Raw genomic sequence first — 16,745 nt, 5'->3', positions numbered from 1 at the left:
CCACACAGTCAGAGCCGGTCGGCCATCGAGTTCTGCGCGCGTCACAGCTCTTCGGCGAATTCCTTGATCCACGGGCGCAGGTCTTTGCCGAGGTCTTCACGATCAGTCGCAAGCCGGATGATCGCCTTGATGTAGTCGAGCCGGTCACCAGTGTCGTAACGACGCCCACGGAACACGACGCCGTAGACCCCGCCGGCGATGGGCCCGGCGATCATCGTCTGCAGAGCATCCGTCAGCTGGATCTCGCCACCCTTGCCTGGTTTGGTATCCTCGATCACGTCGAAGACCTCAGGGCACAGCACGTAGCGGCCGATGATGGCGTAGTTCGAGGGCTGGGTGCCCGGCTCCGGCTTCTCGACGAGGCCAGTGACGCGCACGACGTCGGTCTCGTCGGTCTCCTCGACCGAGGCGATGCCGTAGAGGTGCGCCTGGGAGGGCTCGACCTCCATGAGAGCGATCACGCTGGCCTGGCGCTCATCCTGCACGTCGAGCATCTTCGTCAGCAGGACGTCCCTGGCATCGATCAGGTCGTCACCGAGCATCACCGCGAAGGGCTGGTGCCCCACGTGCGACTTGGCACGCAGTACGGCGTGTCCGAGACCCTTCGGGTCTCCCTGGCGTACGAAGTGGACGTCGGCGAGCTGGCTTGCCTCGGCGACGAGAGCGAGCTTCTTGTTGTCGCCCTTCGCCTCCAGAGTGTGCTCGAGTTCGGTGTTGCGGTCGAAGTGGTTCGCGAGCGCATTCTTGTTGCGCCCGACGATCATGAGCACGTCGACGAGGCCCGCCGCAACGGCTTCTTCTACGACGTACTGGATGGCCGGCTTGTCGACCACGGGCAGCATTTCTTTGGGCAGGGCTTTGGTGGCGGGAAGGAAACGAGTCCCCAGTCCGGCCGCAGGAATCACAACTTTGGTGATAGATGAGGTCATGGGTCAAACAATATCCAAAATTGGCCCCCCTCTAGGGGACCCGCCGAAACACTGGTGTTACAAAACTGCACGTAAAATCGAAACATGCTGTCGGAGACGAGCAACATCAAGCGCGCTCTGCGCGCCGAGCTCCGTGAGCGACGGCGAATCCTCACAACCACCGAGCGCGAAGAGGCAACGGCTGGCTTCACCGCCCACCTCATCGCCCTCACCAGCCAGCACAAGGCACGCAGCGTGGCGTGTTATCTCTCCGCCCCGAACGAGCCGAACACGCGCCCGTTCCTGAACTGGGCCTTCGCGAATGGCGTTCGCACCCTGCTCCCGATCACCCGTGAAGACGGGCTGCTTGACTGGGCCCACGGCGATGGCGAGACCGAGACAGAGGGACTGTTCGGCATGCCTGAGCCTGTCGGTGAACTTCTCGGCCCTATCGCCATCAACGATGTCGACCTCATCATCGTCCCGGCGGCCGCCATCGACGGCACCGGAATGCGCATGGGCTGGGGCCGAGGCTACTTCGACAAGACGCTCGGGTCGATGCAGAAGTGCCCGCCCGTCTTCGCCGTGATCTACGACGACGAACTGCTCGACTCCGTGCCTCGCGAAGTGCACGACGAGCCGGTCAACGGGGTCGTCACGCCGACGCGCATCGTGACGTTCTAGTTCCAACCACTCCGTAACTCTGCACCACAGCCCCACACCCCACACCCCACACCCCCAACTCTGTTCGAACCAATCTGGAGAGCGTCACGTGCCTACCTATTCCTACCGATGCACCGAGTGCGAGAACGCCTTCGACATTCAGCAGAGCTTCACCGACGATTCACTGACTGTTTGCCCAGCGTGCGGCGGGAAACTCCGCAAGGTGTTCAGCCCGGTCGGCATCACCTTCAACGGTTCGGGCTTCTACCGCAACGACTCTCGGGCGACCAAGAGCTCGTCTGACAGGGCGAACAAGTCCGAGGGCAGCAAGTCTGAAAGCAGCAAATCTGAGGGCAGCAAGTCCGGTGAGAAGAAGTCCGAGAGCGGTTCAGGCTCATCCGGCTCGAGTTCTGGCTCTGGCTCTGGCGGTTCAGGCTCCTCCTCCTCCTCCTCCTCCGCCTCCTCCCCCTCCACCGCTTCAAGCGCGTCGAAGTAAGGCTTCACTGTGATCAAAGGTTTCAAAGAATTCATCCTGCGCGGCAACGTCATAGACCTGGCCGTCGCCGTGGTCATCGGTGCCGCATTCACGGCGGTCGTCACGGCGATCGTCACGGGCATCTTCAACCCCCTGATCGCTGCGCTCTTCAGCGCTGAAGCCCTGAACGACGCGTTCCAAGTGCAGATCGGTGCCAGCACTCTCAAGTTCGGACTCGTGCTCGGCGCGATCATCCAGTTCCTGCTTGTCGCTGTCGTCGTCTACTTCGTCTTCGTGCTGCCTATCAACCACCTCAAGAAGGTGTCGTTCTTCAAGAGCAAACAGAATCCGGCCGAAGAGGTGGTCGCCGAGGCTCCGCCCACCGACCTCGAGCTGCTCGCCGAGATCCGCGATCTGCTCGCCGCGGCGCAACGGCCGAACACAGTCGCAGGCGTAGGTACAGGTGTAGGTACAGCGGAAGCTCCGAGAGCTCCAGGTCACCCGTGGCCCAACGAGTGACCCTCCACCCGTGACGCACGAACCAGCATTGCCTGTCAGGCGCGTCGGGCGTCGCCGCGTGCAGACCGAGCCCGTAGACGGTTCGGATGCCCGGCCCCAGTCAGCCGAGACCCTCCGGTCGAATCTCGCCGTCGTCAAGGCCGCGGAAGACACCGACGACACCCGAGATGCGACAGCACCGGGTGCGGGCCCGAACGACGACAGGCTGAGGGCAGACAAGCCGCCGCACTGGTAGGGCGCGCTCATGCACGCGCCAAGCACACGCTATACAGCTATACAGCTATACAGCTATACAGCTATACAGCTATACAGCTATACAGCTATACAGCTATACAGCTATACAGCTATACAGCTATACAGCTACACAGCTACACAGCTACACAGCTACACAGCTACACACAGCTACACACAGCTACACACAGCTACACACAGCTACACACAGCTACACAGCAGCGAGCTGGCGCACCCCGATGACAGTGGCGATCCTGGTGGCGACAGCCTCGGGGTCGGTGAACAGCTCGAAGCTGTGCACACGGAGGTAGTGCCAGCCGAGGCGCTTGAGCATGTCGGGGCGCAATCGCAGTGACTCGCGGAGGCTCATCGAGTGCACAACCGAGTCGGTCTCGACGGCAACGGCCCGGCCCTCGTAGGAGGCGACGAGCGTGAGCTTGCCGCGGTGTTCGAACGCTACTTCGAGCCCGCGGGCACCGAGGCGCCGTGCGAGGTCGATCAGCAGGGCATCCCCGGGGCTTGAGAAGGTGTCAGGGGTCGGCCCGTTCTCAGCCTCGGTGAGGATCTGGCGAAGCGTGACGACGCCGAAGTTCATTCGCTCTTCGTCGATATCGGCGGGTTTGAAGCAGCTCACGATGTCCATCGACCGTCGAGCCCGCGTCATGCCGATGGCGAGGAGGCGTTCGCCGCCCGGTTTCGCGAGGGCCCCGAAGTTGGTCAACACCCTGCCGTGCGGGGTTCGACCGTAACCCACCGAGAAGATCACGCGGTCGCGGCTCTGCGCCACCGACTGCTCGAGCGTGGCGACCATGAACGGCTCTGCCCTGTCTTTCAGGATGAAGTCGCTGAGGTCGCTGCGCTTGGCGAACGCCGACAGCACAGCCTGCTGCACGCGCACGGCATGCTTTGCACTGGCCGTGATCACCATGAGCGATTCGCGCGGGTACTTCTGGGCGTGGTCCATGACGAGCCAGACCACCCGTTCGACCTCGGCATCGACGCTCTCGACGGCCCCGGTCTCGCTGTCGGGCATGCCGCCGGCACCCTCGAGGTAGTGCAGCGTGAGGCTACCGTGGCCGAGATAGGTGCCCGCCCAGGGCAGGGAATCGATCTTACCGTTGTAGAAACGGTGGTTGACGAGTTCGGCGAGGTCTTCTCCACCCGCACGGTAGCTGCGGGTAAGCGACAGGGTCGGCACGAGTTCGGCGAGGCGAGCCAGAGCGGAGTCGCTGGCCAGTTCTTCGACCGAACGCTCTTCAACCGAACGGGTGTCGGCGACGCTCGACCGTGGGGCGGGCTGTACGACTGCAGGCACGGCGATCTCGAAGCGCGACGGCGTCTGGGTGACGGGGTCGCCGAAGGCGATGACCTGCCTGGCCCGGCGGATGGCCGCCGCATTCTCCGCAAGGGTCGTCGCGCCAGCGTCGACGAGCACAACCGCATCGAAGACGATGTCGTCGCTGATCTCGGCGACTTCATAGGGCGAAGCGAGCCAGATCGGTGCGAGCACCTTACTGAGGTACGGGGCCGCTCGCTGGAGGGTGACGGAATCGACGACGTCGGTGCGAAGCAGAGACTTGAGCGACGCTGCCTCATCGGCATGGTCGGCAACACCGACACTCCACGTCTCGGCCAGCTGCCAGGCCAGGATCTGACCGCTGACGGAGGCATGCGCCTCGTCCACGAGCCTGAAGTCCGCTTCGAGCCGGTCGAGAATTCCGGTGTTCGCACCCAGCAGCGCGCGGTCGTTGGCGAGCATCTGCTCGAGAACACTCTGCCACCAGGCGAGTTCGAGTTCGTCGGCAACTGCGCTCTCTGGCACGTGCCGCTGCGAGAGGTCGGTGAGCAGAGGGTCGAGCGCCAGCTCGCGGAGCGTGTCAAGCAGCGCCGTACGCTCCTGCAGGTTGGCCAGCACCTCAGAGTCTGCCGCGAGGGCATCGAGCAGGCCGATCAGTTCGCCGATCGGAAGTTCGTTGAGCTGCCGTGCCGTGCCGAGTGTGCCGAGCGGAACATCCAGCCGCAGGAGGTCTTCATTCACCCGCTGGAACGCGACCTGCACATCGGCAAGTCCAGTCGGTACCTCGGGAGGGATGCCCGCAGCGGCATACCGGTGCCACAGCACACGTTGTTGCTGGATGCGCCGCAGGGAAGCATTGATGTCGCCGACATGAACGCCGGGCCTGACATATTCCTTGGCGAGGCTGCGCAGACGGCGGCGACTGGTGCCGGTCATCTGGGCGGAATCACGGCGCGGGCCGGTGGCAGCGATGATGTCGGTGAGCGACCGGTCGAACACGACGGGCAGGAACTTGTCGAGCGTCTCGCGGATGTCGAGCAGCAGGCGCAGGTACGAACCCAGCTCGGAGACCGTGGTGAACTGTCGCATGTGCGTCTGCCCGATGAGTTCATAAGCTCGCGTCAGCAGGCTGGGAAGGTCGGTGCGGTGCACTCGTTTGGCCGTGTTGTGCGCGTTGGTCGCATCTTCGGCCGAGTCGAACGACGCGCCGTACCACGGTGAATCGTCGGGGCCATAGCGGAACTCGCCGAGCGCCGCGGCCTTGATCAGGGTCTTTGCCGCCCGGCTCCGGCCCGAGGCCAGCGCCTCGAGCGATTGCCTGTCGAGGCGCGCGGTGGTCGCCGGCGGGTGAGGCAGGAGGGAGAGGCGCGCGAGTTCGCGCAGCGAGTCGAGCACCGACACCTTCAGCAATGGGTCGACGCGGCTGAGTGACCCGCGATAGTCGAGCAGCACGTGACGGAGCCGTACGAGTGCCTCGTCGACGTCGGCCACGTGAGGCTGTGTCGCCTTCTCGTTGCGCCCGATCGACTGGATGAGGTCGCGGCGAAGGGTACGCGGCGAAACCGCGATACCGGGCAGCCCGACGTCAGTGAAGCGCCTCGCGATCCCACGGAGACTCAACCGTCGGGGGCTCACGACGAGCACACGCTTGTTCTGGCCGGTCAGTGAGCCGATCGCATTCACGATGGTCTGCGTGCCACCGGTCCCCGGCAGGGTCTTCACCACGAGCGAGTTTCCCGCAGAGATCTGTGCGATCACGTTCTCCTGCTCGGCATCGGCGTCGAGCAGGAGCGTGTCGGTCGACGGCGGCCGGGCATCCTGCGGCGTGGCGTCGACGGGGTGGTACGACTCCTGCACGGCGCGCCTGGCGGTCAACGACCCCGCCAGTGCATCGAGCACCGGATGATCGAGCTGCCGCGCATCGGAGACCATCGAATTGGCGACATCGGCGAACGACGACACGACGAGCCTCGGCTGAACACTGAACCACGGCAGGTGCGAGGTGAGGCCGCGCAGGTGGTCGATGACCGGCTGCGGTTTGAATACGCCGTTCGTGGCGGCGAGTGCGACCATCGCGTCGGCGTCGAGGGTGATCTGGAACTGTTCCTGTAGTGCACGGGCGAGTTCGGGATTGACGAACGGCAGGCCGCGGAGCTTGAGCTCGAAATCGCGGCCATAGCGGCGGATCAGCAGCGGGCGCAGCAGAACCGGTGCCGTGAAGTGCGTGTCGTTCTGCTCGGCGTCGGTGATCTTCCACTGGGCGAGACCGATGGCCAGGTGAACGGAGTCGATGCCCCGCACCGAACGGAGTTCGACGCCCTTGTCGGTGATTGCTCCCGCCGCGATGCGCGCGCTTCGGAGGGCGAGTTCGTCACGGATGAGGCTGGAGAGCAGGGTGGCGTTGCCGGTGATGAACTGGGCGAGGCCGCTCGGGTGGGTGGTGGTCAGGTCGACTCGCGACCGCGGGGCGTCGTCGAAGTGGAGGAGGGAGGAGACGCCGCCGAGCTCGCGGAGCTCTTCGCGCCAGCGTTCCCGTGAGGGCTCGACCAGATCATCGGGCGAGATGACCAGGCCCGATTTGCCGCCCTCGCCCGGCCCTGCACCTAGCCCTGAACTCGACCGGCCATGGACAGCATCAAAGTCGCCGCGTCGACCCCAGATCGTCGCAGCCCTTTCGTCGTCAGGCACAGTGCTGTCAGCCATTCTGCTGTCAGCCGCTGTCGGGTCTGACTCTCGTTTCTTATCGGCGCGCCACACACCGACACCCTATGCGGAGACTCGCCGTAAAGCCGGTAACCGTGCGGCGAGTTCTGCGGCTCGGCTGGGTTTATGTCACAGCGCTGGGTTTGTGTAACGGGGTTCCTGTGGTGCATGGCAAAATTGCGCTATGACCGAATCGGCGAACCCCACGCCACATTCTGCAGGAAACTCGGCGGATCACCCTTCGCCGCACTCCTTCGTGCCGCCCGCGCTGGTGGGCAACCGGGACAGCGGCGACGGGTGGGTCGAAGACGGTACAGGTCGCCGGTTCTGGGGCCGGTTCGGGGCAGCGGGCCTGCTCGCCCACGATGCGGAACGCGGCATCCTGTTGCAGCACCGGGCCAACTGGAGCCACTTCGGCGGCACCTGGGGGCTGCCCGGCGGCGCTCGCCATCACGACGAGACCTCGGTGCAGGGGGCCATCAGAGAGGCACACGAAGAGGCCGGCGTTCCCTCTGAGGCCCTCACCCTCCGGTTCACCTCGACCCTCGACCTCGGGTTCTGGAGCTACACGACGGTGGTCGTCGACGTGGTGACACCCTTTGACGCCGTCATCGCCGACGCCGAGAGCATCGAGGTGCGCTGGGTGCCCATCGACGAGGTGTCGACGCTGCCCCTGCACCCGGGTTTCGAATCGGCGTGGCCGGCGCTTCGAACAGGGTTGGAGCGCAGCACCGTTCTCATCGTCGATGCGGCGAATGTGGTCGGTTCCAAGCCCGACGGCTGGTGGAACGACAGGCTCGGCGCAACAGAACGCTTCGCCACCGAGTTGGCCGGCCTCGCCCTGCAGGGGTTTCCTGCGGAGGCACTCGGCATCACGCACGGCAGCGAACCGGGCAGCGAACCGGGCAGCGAACACGGCACCAAAAGTGGCAGCGAGCGTGGTAGCGAGCGCGGCAGCTCCACCTGGTGGCCCTCGATCCTGCTCGTCGTCGAGGGCCAGGCGAGGGGCACGGTCGTTGGAGACCCACTTCATCCCGGGCAGGCACCCGCCGATCCGGATGCCCGTCCCGGCGCACCCGCGAAGGCACACGACCTCGCCACTGCCCTCTCGATCGTTCGCGCCGAAGCTGACGGCGACCAGACGATCGTCGACACCGTCGAGCGACACCTGTCACCACGCCTGTCGCCACGCCTGTCACCAGGATCTCCCGGCACCCCGAGCCATCGGGTGCTGGTCGTGACTGCCGACCGCGAACTCCGGAGCAGGGTCGAATCTCTCGGGGCGGCCGTGCGCGGGCCCAACTGGTTGTGGCAGCTGCTCGAGTCGCCCGCGGGCCACTCAACCAGCGGCTGAGCGATCGCACCACTCGATCTACACTGGGCGCATGGGTATCCTCGCAACAGTCTTCGTCGCTCTCGCGGCTCTGCTGCACGTCTACATCTTCGTCATGGAGAGCATGCAGTGGCGCCGCCCGTCAATCTGGAAGCGCTTCGGGCTGACCAGCCAGGCTGACGCCGACACCACCGCGCCGCTGGCCTACAACCAGGGCTTCTACAATCTCTTTCTGGCTGTCGGAGCCGCCATCGGGCTCGTGCTGTACTGGATCCCCGACCTCCACCAGGCCGGGTTCACACTCGCACTCTTCACGATGGCGTCAATCGTGAGTGCCGCCCTCGTCCTGCTCTCGACCGGCCGAGAGCGGCTGCGCGCGGCAGCACTGCAGGGCACCCCTGCGGTGCTCGGGCTCGCCTTTCTGCTGATCGCGCGATGAGCAGGGCAGACGAGTCGGACACCCCCCTCCCCAACGTCGATGTGCCGGACACAGGCATGCCGGGCATAGGTGTGCCGGGCATCCACCTTCCCGATCGCCGCGGACGAACCGGCCTCGACCAGGCCGGCCGCGATCTCGCGGGAAACAGCAACGTGATCGTTCGAGACGTGACCCTGCTGTCGTCGAACTGGTTCGTTCTGCGCACGACGACGCTCGACTTTCGGCACCGCGACGGCCATTGGTCGACGGAACAGCGTGAGACGTACGATCGCGGCAACGGCGCGACGATCCTGCTCTTCAACGTCGAACGCCGCACGGTGTTGCTGACCAGGCAGTTCCGATTCCCGGCGTATGTCAATGGCCACCCCGACGGGTACCTCGTCGAGGCGCCCGCCGGTCTGCTCGACTCCGATGACGCCCTCACCGCGATCACCCGTGAGACAGCGGAGGAGACCGGGTTTGCGATCACCGACGCCCGCCACCTGTTCGACCTCTTCATGAGCCCCGGTTCGGTCACCGAGAAACTGCACTTCTACGCGGCGGAATACAGCTCCGACACGCAGGCCGGCGAGGGCGGTGGCCTGCACGATGAAGGCGAAGACATCGAGAACATCGAGCTCGACTTCGATGCAGCCCTCGGCCAGATCGGTAACGGAATCGTCGACGCGAAGACAGTGCTGTTGCTGCAGTGGGCTGCGATTTCAGGGCTATTCGGCGCCGGGCCATACAGCACAGGGCCATACAGCGCCGGGCCATCCAGCGCGGGGCCATCCAGCACAGGGCCGTTCGGCGCAGCTCATACCCCGTTGACATGACCCCACCGTTCCCGCGTCGGGCGACTACTGTGCTGCACATCTCCGCGACCATCGACGCGGTGGATGCTGTGCTCAACCTGCTCGATGAAGCTCAGGCCTCTCCTGCGACGGCCAGCACGCCTCGGCCGGAGGGCCCTGTCATCCTGATCGACGGCCGATCCGGCTCTGGTAAGACCGACTTTTCGAACGCGCTGGCTGAAGCGCTCACCGAACGATGGCACTCCCCTGTCACTCTCGTTCACTTGGACGACATCTACCCCGGCTGGAGCGGACTCGAGTCGGCCAGCCGGCACGTGCATGATTCGCTGCTCTCGCCCTGCGCCAACTCGACAAGCGATCATCCGGCTGCCCCGGGCTGGCGCCGTCACGACTGGGCAACCGGCCACGCGGCAGAGTGGGTCACCGTCGACCCGTCACTCCCCCTCCTCGTCGAAGGCACCGGCAGCCTCAGCCGCCAGAATGCGGCCCTGGCGACGCTCACCGTGTGGGTCGAACTCGACGACGCAACGAGGCGTGATCGTGCGCTCGCGCGAGACGGCGAAACGTATGAGCCCTACTGGGAGATGTGGGCTGAACAGGAGAACGACTTCATCGCGCGGGAGGGTCCACGCTCCCTGGCCGACGTGGTCATCGATCTCACCCGGTCCACTGCATAGGGCGCCCGCTCGCCTCACGCAGTACCGCTCACCTCACGCAATACCGCTCGCCCTCACGCAATACCGAGTGCCGTCACCGCCGCGATAGCCGCGTCCCTCCGCAGGTCGATGATCCGCCCGATGTCTCGCGCGATGCCGGGATTGGCGTCGATCAACTCATCGACGACACTGGTCGGGATGAGCAGAACGGTGGTGGTTCCCTTCGCCACGGCCGAGTTCGCATCGACCTGGCGGCTGAGCGCGAGCATCCCGAAGAACTCGCCCTGCTGAAGGGTCTGAAAGGCGACGTCGCCGAATTCTGTGGGAACCGAGAGGATGACCTCCCCCTCGATCACGAACCGGAACGCGTCGGGAATGGTGTGCGAGCGATGCAGGACTTCACCGTGCCCGTAGCGCTCAAGGCGAACCCTGGCAGCCAACCATCCGTAGTCCCCGGGAGCCAGGCGAAGTACCCGGATCATGGCAGCGACGGCCTCATCGCGACGCTCGGGCGTGGCAATCGGGTCTGTCGAATCGTTGTCGAGCGCAAGACCAGCGCGCCGGGCGGCATACCAGAGCCACGCCAGAAAGAGCGCCGTCGCGTTGCCTGCGTCGGCGGGCCCCACCACGGGGATCGAGATCGAATATGTCGCGCTTCCGGCATAGGACGCGTCAATCGATTCGCTGCGTTCGAGCATCGGCAGGGCGTTGGCCACGCTCTGCAGGAGCTCGAGAACCTGGTGCGGCGGATCATCCGTCGAGAATTTGACCGTCGCGGTCGCGCGAAAGGCACCGGGTGCCTGGCTCAGGTTCGTGAACGACGACCCTGCGAGAGACGCGTTCGGCATGATCTGGATTCCGTTGCCGGTGTCGATGTGAACGGCCCGCCAGTTGACCTCGACGACGCGCCCCTGTACACCGCCGGCATTCAGCCAGTCACCGATGCGGAACGGCTGCTCGAACAGCAAGAGCAGGCCTGAGATCACCGAGCCGACCGCGTTCTGCAGTGCCAGGCCGATCACGATCGATGTCACACCGAGGGCGGTGATCAAGCCGCCGACGTCGGCATCCCAGACCCAGGAAAACAGCAGCGCCAGGCCGACGAGAATCAGGCCGAGCCGGGCCAGGTCGATGAAGATCGACGGCAACCGCTCACGCCAGCTCCCGTCTGCCGGGTTGCCGAACAGCACCACGTTCACACTCGAGAGCAGCAGGAGAATGACCAGAAAGCCGAAGACCGTTGCCACTACGCGAACCCAGGTGATCTCCACCCGCGACGTGCTCGCCAGGCTCAGCAACGCCAGCAGTGCACCGACGGGCAGAACGAGGTTGCGCAGCAACCGCACAGGCTTGGCTGCCGGATGCTCGCGCCTCACCAGGTACGCGAGCAACTCGGTGAGAATCACCAGCACAATGGGCAACCCAATGGCGATGGCCAGCGCGAGGCCGAACCACGGTTCGCTCCAGATGTCAGCCATGAGCGGCAGCCCTACTGGATCTTCCAGACGGTCTGTTCACCGTCTGCGGTCTCGAGCGTGCCTGCTTCGACGAACACGACGGCGTCACGCATGCGGTCGCGAACGGACTGGCTCACGAAGATTCCCGCCGCACCCGAGACGCTCTGCACCCGGTTCGCAAGGTTCACTGCCTCTCCCCACATGTCGTAAGCGAGGCTCGACCGGCCGACCAGACCGCTGCTCACCGTGCCGGCATCGATTCCGATCCGAATGCTGAGCGACGTGGAGTGCTGGCCGTTGAACCGTTCGATGATCTTTCTGAGTTCGAGGGCAAAGTCAACCATGCGCCGAACGTTGTCGATACGGGGAACCACCAGGCCGCAGCTGGCCAGGTACCCCTCGCGCAGGGTTCGTACGGTCTCGACTCCCATTCGAGTGGCTGCCTCGTCGAAACTCGCCACGATTCCGTTGAGCAGGGACAACTCCTTCTCCGCTGGGAACGAGGCCGAGAAGTCGTTGTACCCAATGAGATCGGCGAAGAGAACCGAGACGTCCTGGTGAACGTCGGCAATCGTCTCCTGGCCCTCTTTGTATCTTCGAGCCACATCAGCGGGCATCAGCGTGTTCAGAAGTTTCTCGTTCTCGGCCGACTGCTCGTCGATCAGGGACTGTTTGATGCGCAGCGATCTGGCCATCTCGTTGAAGGCTGTGCCGAGGTCACCGAACTCGTCGCGGCCGCCCTGGGGCACCTCCACCGCAAGGTCACCTGCTGAGACTTGGCGCACGGCCCCCACCAGGCGGCGGACCGGCCGGGCGAAGACCTGAGCGAGAACCAGTGAGAGCAGCGAGACCACGATGATCAGCGCGACGATCGCGAGAATGAGGTTTCTGGTGAAATCGCTCACCGCGGAGAACGCCTCGCTGGTATTGATCTTGGCGACGATCACCCACTGCAGGCCTTTGATGTCGAGCGGAGCGTACGCCGACAGCGTTTCGGTCCCGAGGTAGCTGGTGCCCTGCACGAGGCCCGTCTGCCCGGCGAGTGCATCCTTCACTGGGGCGGTCCGAGCGGGCTGGATGAGAATGGTGCCCTTGACCGCGACAGCGCGTGCTGCGTCTTCAGGCGCGGTTCCCGCCGAGATGGCGTCCTTCTGGTACTGCTCGGGGTTCTCGATGAGCTCACGCGACACTGAGCGCATAAGCAGGTCGGGGCCCGCAAGATAGGTCTCGCCCGTCGCTCCAAGCCCGTCTTCAGCCCATCCGTTGTCTGCCGTCATGATGGCATTGATTTGCGAGATGGGCACCTGCAACGCCATCACGCCGCTGGTGACACCGTTCTCGCCCACCGGAGACATGATCCACGCGACGGGGGCACCGAGCGCAGGCTGGTATCGCTCGAAGTCGGTCAGCTTCACAAAATCGACCACATTCGAGTTCAGGGTCTCGGTGTACCCGCTGGCGAGGCTGGTCCCTTTGTACGGCCCCGTCAGAAGATTCGTGCCGAGATCGACATTCTTGTCTGCCGAATAGACGACATGACCTTCGGTATCAAGGAGCAGGGCATCCTCATAGCCGAAGCGGTCGATGATCTCGTGGAAGTAGTCGTGATACCGGGCATTCGCGGCAGACCACGCGCTCCCGTCTCCGGCATCGTCGACCGAGATGCTCTTGGTGGTGTCGAGCCCGGGGTCGGTGTAGGTGGCCTGCAGGTACCGCTCGGCCGGGTCTGTGGGTATGAATGCTGCAGCCGAGGTCTCCGAACCCGTGCGCTTCGCCAGTGCCGGCGCGAACGTCGAGGTGTAGAACTCGTCGAGTCCCGAACTCTGGTCGGCACTCAGCTGGCTGCCCTCGAGAGCCTTGTACCCCGCGGTGAAGTCGGTGACGGCGTTGATCGCCGTCGTGCCCCTCGTGTAGACGACGAGCGAATTCTCAGTGGTTGTGAAGAAATTGGTGATCTCCCGCGCCCGGGATTCGCGGGTCTCGGTCAGCTGCGCATAGGCGGCCTGCCTCAGCGAGTCAGAGCCTGAGACGTAGCCCACCAGCCCCACGACCACCGAAGAACCGATACTCACACCGAGCAACATGACCAGAAGCTTCGTCTGGATGCTGAACCCAGGTCGCCTCGAATCCGCAGACACCGTCATACCGAACCGGCTCGCCACTGTTTGCCTCTCCCCACGCCCCACCAAGACACGCCACGCTGATTCACGCCACGCTGATACATGCACGCTGATGCACACACACACACCGACACACGCCAAGCGTCGCGAGCGCACACCACCAGAAACGATTATGTCGTGGTCACTCGTCGGCGGGAAAGCTGGATCGGGTGAATCCGATTGTGAAACCGCGATTGCTCGTGCGGAAGTGACTGTTCTACGCGGACTGCAGATGGTCGAACCGGCGAAGAATGAGTCCTTCGCGAAGTGCCCACGGACAGATCTGCAGCGCATCGACCCCGAGCCCCGCCATGGCGGCTTCGGCCACGAGCGCTGCTGCCAGAAGCTGTTTCGCCCGAACATCCGATACGCCCGGCAGTTCTGCCCGGTCTTCGGCCGTCATCGCAGCGAGGCGGTTTGTCCAGAGAGTGAGGTCGTGCAGCAACAGCTCGCGCTTGACGTAGGGGCCGGCCGCCCGGGGAGCTGCGCCGGTGATGCGGGCCAGCGACCGGAACGACTTCGAGGTACCGGCGACGATCGTCGGCGTTCCGAGTTCGGCGAACGCGGCGATCGGTTCGGCAAGCACCTGCCGAATGTACTTGCGCGCCGCTTTCACGCTCTTGGCCGTCGGCGGGTCTGCGTCGAGGTGATCCCAGGTGAGACGACCGGCCCCCAGTGGCACCGACACAGCGAGCTCCGGATGCTCGTCGGCACCCATCGCGAGCTCGAACGATCCGCCGCCGATGTCGAGGTTCAGAATCGTGCCGGACCCCCAGCCGTACCAGCGCCGCACCGCGAGAAACGTCGAGGCCGCTTCATCGGCGCCGCTGAGTTCGGTGAGCACGATACCGGTCTCGACCCGCACGCGCTCGAGCACCTGCGGGCCGTTCGCCGATTCGCGAATGGCCGAGGTCGCGAAGGCCAGCAGGTCTTCGGCGTCGTTGCTGCGCGCGAACTCCGCCGCCTCGGTGATGAAATCGATGAGTTCGCGCTGACCCTGTTCGGAGATCGCGCCCGCCTCGTCGAGGAACGCCACGAGCTGAAGCGGCCTCTTGTGTGAGCCGAACGGTATCGGCCGTGCGCCCGGGTGAGCGTCGACAAGAAGCAGATGAACCGTGTTCGAACCGATGTCGAGTACTCCGAGCCGCATGGGGTCGAATCTATCGCAGTGCTACACCGCTGCGACGCACGCCAGTGCTCTACCCTGCTCCCGTGGGTCAGTGCGGGGCGCCCGCGCGCCGGGCATCCACCGCCTGAGCCATCTGCGCGAGAAAGAGGTCGCCCTCCGTGACTCAGATCGGCGCCCGTGACGCACAACCGAACGCCGTTACGCTTGAGCGATGGAGTACAGACGGCGCACGACGATGACGGCCGGGTCGGTGGTCGACTCATGACCAGCGTGCAGATGAAGGCAGTCGCGCTCTTGCTCCGAGCCACAAAGAGACCTGGGTCGACGACGATTGGGCAGGTGCAAGCCGCCCTCGCCAAGCAGAAGCCTCAATCGACACCGCCACAATCGCTGCGCACTCGCCACATCGTCATCGACCAACGATTCGGCGACTTCACGAACTACTCCGTCCGCCCGCGACGCGAGAATCCTGCTGCGAGCTCCGGAATGCATCCCGATGTGCAACCGCCCCAGCGCCGCGCCGTTCTCTACCTCCACGGCGGCGCATACGTCAACGGCATGGCTCCACAACACTGGTCGTTGGTCTCCCAGATGGTCGATGCCGGGCTTCGCGTCGACGTATCCGACTACGGGCTCGCGCCGCGATACACCCACCGCGACGCCTACCCGTTCGTGACCGAGGTCTATCGTGCACTACTCGACGAAGAAGGGTCACAGAACGTCACCATCGTCGGCGATTCTGCCGGTGGCGCACTGGCCCTCGGCCTGGCCCAGACCTTCAGGGCTACACCAGCACCCACACCCACACCCACACCCACACCCAGACCTGGCCAGGTGCCCGCCCGAGTCCACCCGCCGATGCCTCGGCAACTCCTCCTCATCTCCCCGTGGCTCGATCTGACCCTCACGAACCCCGAGATCGACGAATTCCACCGTCACGACCCCTGGCTCAGTGCCGTTGCGCTTCGGGAGGAAGGCCTCGCCTGGGCCGGAGGCGACGACCCGACAGACCCGCGGCTCAGCCCGATTTCCGGCAGCCTGCAAGGGCTGCCACCCACGCACATCTACATCGGCACGCGCGACATTCTCTACCCCGACGTCCAGGTGCTTCACGAGAGATCCGGGCGAGTCGACTGGCACGTGACCGTCGACGTGTGCCCGGGAGCGGTACACGTGTATCCGCTGGTCCCTGCGCCCGAAGGCAGGCGCGCAGCCAGGGACATCGTGGCCCGCTGCGTTCATGGATGATGCACTCACGTCGACGCCGGCCCCGAGTTTAGTCAGACCGGCACTGTCAGTCAGACCGGCACTGTCAGTCAGACCGGCAGAGCGAGCTCAGCCGTGAACTCCCTCACCCAGTCCGTTGCGCGACGAATCTCCCCGTCGATCAGTGGTCCACCGTACCCGTGAACGTGGAACGACTGGGGCTTGATGCGCACGTCGAAGCCGAGTGAGCGAAGCTCGTGGCGAGCACCCTTGGCGGCCGAACCTGGCAGGCGGGGAGCATCCACTCGCGTGTCAAAGGTGATGGCCGGCAGGCGCTGTTCAGAGAGATGGAGTTCGTCCGCAGGCAGCTGGGCGATCCATTCGCGGATACCCCGCTTCGGTGCCCTCGGCGCGCCGTTCTGTTTCACCGCTCCTTCGCGGGTGGCCTCCCGCGTCATGGAGAAGGCATGGGTCGGCCCTCCGACAACCAACAGGTCGTAGCCGTCGACAGTGGGCGGTGCCGCGTCGGAGTCGACCAGCTCGACGCTCATCGTCGACTCGAGCGCGCTTGCAATTGCTCGTGCGACCTGTTCGGTATTGCCCCACAGTGATTCATAGACGACCAGCGCTCGCATGATGACTCCCGTTCCCTCTTCTTTTATTCCCTGTCTATTCCATATCGTTGCCCGTTGCCCGTTGCCCGGGAAGAGTCGAAGGTCCCGCGGCTCTGCCGGGGATGGGTGGGCCAGCGTTGCTATGCGCGAGTGTCACGCGGG

Annotated in this window: 15 protein-coding genes; 9 read left to right on the top strand and 6 right to left on the bottom strand. The window is 64.8% G+C overall.

Going from position 1 to position 16,745, the window contains the following annotated elements; all coding sequences use genetic code 11:
* Positions 1-41 precede the first annotated feature (41 nt).
* A complete protein-coding gene (galU, locus tag JOE66_RS05820) occupies positions 42-929 on the bottom strand; it encodes a UTP--glucose-1-phosphate uridylyltransferase GalU (protein ID WP_205107594.1) in 888 nt (295 codons plus the stop codon).
* A gap of 84 nt (positions 930-1,013) precedes the next feature.
* Between galU and JOE66_RS05815 the strand changes: the two genes are divergently transcribed.
* From JOE66_RS05815 to JOE66_RS05800, 4 genes are all read left to right on the top strand, one after another.
* Positions 1,014-1,592: a 5-formyltetrahydrofolate cyclo-ligase gene (locus tag JOE66_RS05815; RefSeq protein WP_205107592.1), complete on the top strand. Its 579-nt coding sequence runs from the start codon at positions 1,014-1,016 to the stop codon at positions 1,590-1,592.
* 88 nt (positions 1,593-1,680) lie between these two features.
* Positions 1,681-2,067 (top strand): FmdB family zinc ribbon protein, encoded by a 387-nt coding sequence (locus JOE66_RS05810; protein WP_205107590.1) that lies wholly within the window; start codon positions 1,681-1,683, stop codon positions 2,065-2,067.
* 9 nt (positions 2,068-2,076) lie between these two features.
* Positions 2,077-2,565 (top strand): large conductance mechanosensitive channel protein MscL, encoded by a 489-nt coding sequence (mscL, locus tag JOE66_RS05805; protein WP_307827070.1) that lies wholly within the window; start codon positions 2,077-2,079, stop codon positions 2,563-2,565.
* A 10-nt stretch (positions 2,566-2,575) separates the two neighbouring features.
* Positions 2,576-2,800 (top strand): hypothetical protein, encoded by a 225-nt coding sequence (locus JOE66_RS05800; protein ID WP_205107588.1) that lies wholly within the window; start codon positions 2,576-2,578, stop codon positions 2,798-2,800.
* Positions 2,801-3,007: 207 nt separating this feature from the next.
* Here the strand turns inward: JOE66_RS05800 and JOE66_RS05795 are convergent, their stop codons facing one another.
* Positions 3,008-6,796 (bottom strand): AAA family ATPase, encoded by a 3,789-nt coding sequence (locus JOE66_RS05795; RefSeq protein ID WP_239518238.1) that lies wholly within the window; start codon positions 6,794-6,796, stop codon positions 3,008-3,010.
* 184 nt (positions 6,797-6,980) lie between these two features.
* Between JOE66_RS05795 and JOE66_RS05790 the strand changes: the two genes are divergently transcribed.
* The 4 genes from JOE66_RS05790 to JOE66_RS05775 are packed head-to-tail and all read left to right on the top strand — an operon-like array spanning position 6,981 to position 10,039.
* On the top strand, positions 6,981-8,150 hold the full coding sequence (locus JOE66_RS05790; protein WP_205107584.1) for an NUDIX domain-containing protein: 1,170 nt from the start codon (positions 6,981-6,983) through the stop codon (positions 8,148-8,150).
* A gap of 31 nt (positions 8,151-8,181) precedes the next feature.
* Positions 8,182-8,568 (top strand): DUF1304 domain-containing protein, encoded by a 387-nt coding sequence (locus JOE66_RS05785; RefSeq protein WP_205107582.1) that lies wholly within the window; start codon positions 8,182-8,184, stop codon positions 8,566-8,568.
* Positions 8,565-9,383 (top strand): NUDIX domain-containing protein, encoded by an 819-nt coding sequence (locus JOE66_RS05780; RefSeq protein WP_307827069.1) that lies wholly within the window; start codon positions 8,565-8,567, stop codon positions 9,381-9,383. Before JOE66_RS05785 ends, JOE66_RS05780 begins: the two co-directional genes overlap by 4 nt.
* Positions 9,380-10,039 (top strand): nucleoside/nucleotide kinase family protein, encoded by a 660-nt coding sequence (locus tag JOE66_RS05775; RefSeq protein WP_205107580.1) that lies wholly within the window; start codon positions 9,380-9,382, stop codon positions 10,037-10,039. The genes JOE66_RS05780 and JOE66_RS05775 overlap by 4 nt, the downstream gene beginning before the upstream one ends.
* Positions 10,040-10,092: 53 nt before the next feature.
* On the opposite strand, the gene JOE66_RS05770 is transcribed toward JOE66_RS05775, so the two are convergent.
* From JOE66_RS05770 to JOE66_RS05760, 3 genes are all read right to left on the bottom strand, one after another.
* Positions 10,093-11,496 (bottom strand): mechanosensitive ion channel domain-containing protein, encoded by a 1,404-nt coding sequence (locus tag JOE66_RS05770; protein WP_205107578.1) that lies wholly within the window; start codon positions 11,494-11,496, stop codon positions 10,093-10,095.
* A gap of 11 nt (positions 11,497-11,507) precedes the next feature.
* Positions 11,508-13,619: an adenylate/guanylate cyclase domain-containing protein gene (locus JOE66_RS05765; RefSeq protein ID WP_205107575.1), complete on the bottom strand. Its 2,112-nt coding sequence runs from the start codon at positions 13,617-13,619 to the stop codon at positions 11,508-11,510.
* 232 nt (positions 13,620-13,851) lie between these two features.
* Positions 13,852-14,784, bottom strand: coding sequence for a Ppx/GppA family phosphatase (locus JOE66_RS05760; RefSeq protein WP_205107573.1), 933 nt, complete (start codon positions 14,782-14,784; stop codon positions 13,852-13,854).
* Positions 14,785-14,967: 183 nt separating this feature from the next.
* Between JOE66_RS05760 and JOE66_RS05755 the strand changes: the two genes are divergently transcribed.
* Complete coding sequence (locus JOE66_RS05755; protein ID WP_205107571.1) at positions 14,968-16,011, top strand: alpha/beta hydrolase fold domain-containing protein; 1,044 nt, start codon at positions 14,968-14,970, stop codon at positions 16,009-16,011.
* A 68-nt stretch (positions 16,012-16,079) separates the two neighbouring features.
* Here the strand turns inward: JOE66_RS05755 and JOE66_RS05750 are convergent, their stop codons facing one another.
* On the bottom strand, positions 16,080-16,604 hold the full coding sequence (locus tag JOE66_RS05750) for a flavodoxin family protein (RefSeq protein WP_205107569.1): 525 nt from the start codon (positions 16,602-16,604) through the stop codon (positions 16,080-16,082).
* Positions 16,605-16,745 lie beyond the last annotated feature (141 nt).

This window comes from Subtercola frigoramans, assembly GCF_016907385.1.
GTDB lineage: Bacteria > Actinomycetota > Actinomycetes > Actinomycetales > Microbacteriaceae > Subtercola > Subtercola frigoramans.
The sequence above is the reverse complement of the archived record's forward strand: the minus strand, read 5'-3'. Positions and strand labels throughout refer to the sequence as shown.

Excerpts from the sequence above, each read along its gene's own strand:
- galU (WP_205107594.1), bottom strand. The coding sequence starts at position 929 with ATGACCTCATCTATCACCAAAGTTGTGATTCCTGCGGCCGGACTGGGG.
- JOE66_RS05815 (WP_205107592.1), top strand. The coding sequence starts at position 1,014 with ATGCTGTCGGAGACGAGCAACATCAAGCGCGCTCTGCGCGCCGAGCTC.
- JOE66_RS05795 (WP_239518238.1), bottom strand. The coding sequence starts at position 6,796 with ATGGCTGACAGCACTGTGCCTGACGACGAAAGGGCTGCGACGATCTGG.
- JOE66_RS05790 (WP_205107584.1), top strand. The coding sequence starts at position 6,981 with ATGACCGAATCGGCGAACCCCACGCCACATTCTGCAGGAAACTCGGCG.
- JOE66_RS05785 (WP_205107582.1), top strand. The coding sequence starts at position 8,182 with ATGGGTATCCTCGCAACAGTCTTCGTCGCTCTCGCGGCTCTGCTGCAC.
- JOE66_RS05780 (WP_307827069.1), top strand. The coding sequence starts at position 8,565 with ATGAGCAGGGCAGACGAGTCGGACACCCCCCTCCCCAACGTCGATGTG.
- JOE66_RS05775 (WP_205107580.1), top strand. The coding sequence starts at position 9,380 with ATGACCCCACCGTTCCCGCGTCGGGCGACTACTGTGCTGCACATCTCC.
- JOE66_RS05770 (WP_205107578.1), bottom strand. The coding sequence starts at position 11,496 with ATGGCTGACATCTGGAGCGAACCGTGGTTCGGCCTCGCGCTGGCCATC.
- JOE66_RS05765 (WP_205107575.1), bottom strand. The coding sequence starts at position 13,619 with ATGACGGTGTCTGCGGATTCGAGGCGACCTGGGTTCAGCATCCAGACG.
- JOE66_RS05760 (WP_205107573.1), bottom strand. The coding sequence starts at position 14,784 with ATGCGGCTCGGAGTACTCGACATCGGTTCGAACACGGTTCATCTGCTT.
- JOE66_RS05750 (WP_205107569.1), bottom strand. The coding sequence starts at position 16,604 with ATGCGAGCGCTGGTCGTCTATGAATCACTGTGGGGCAATACCGAACAG.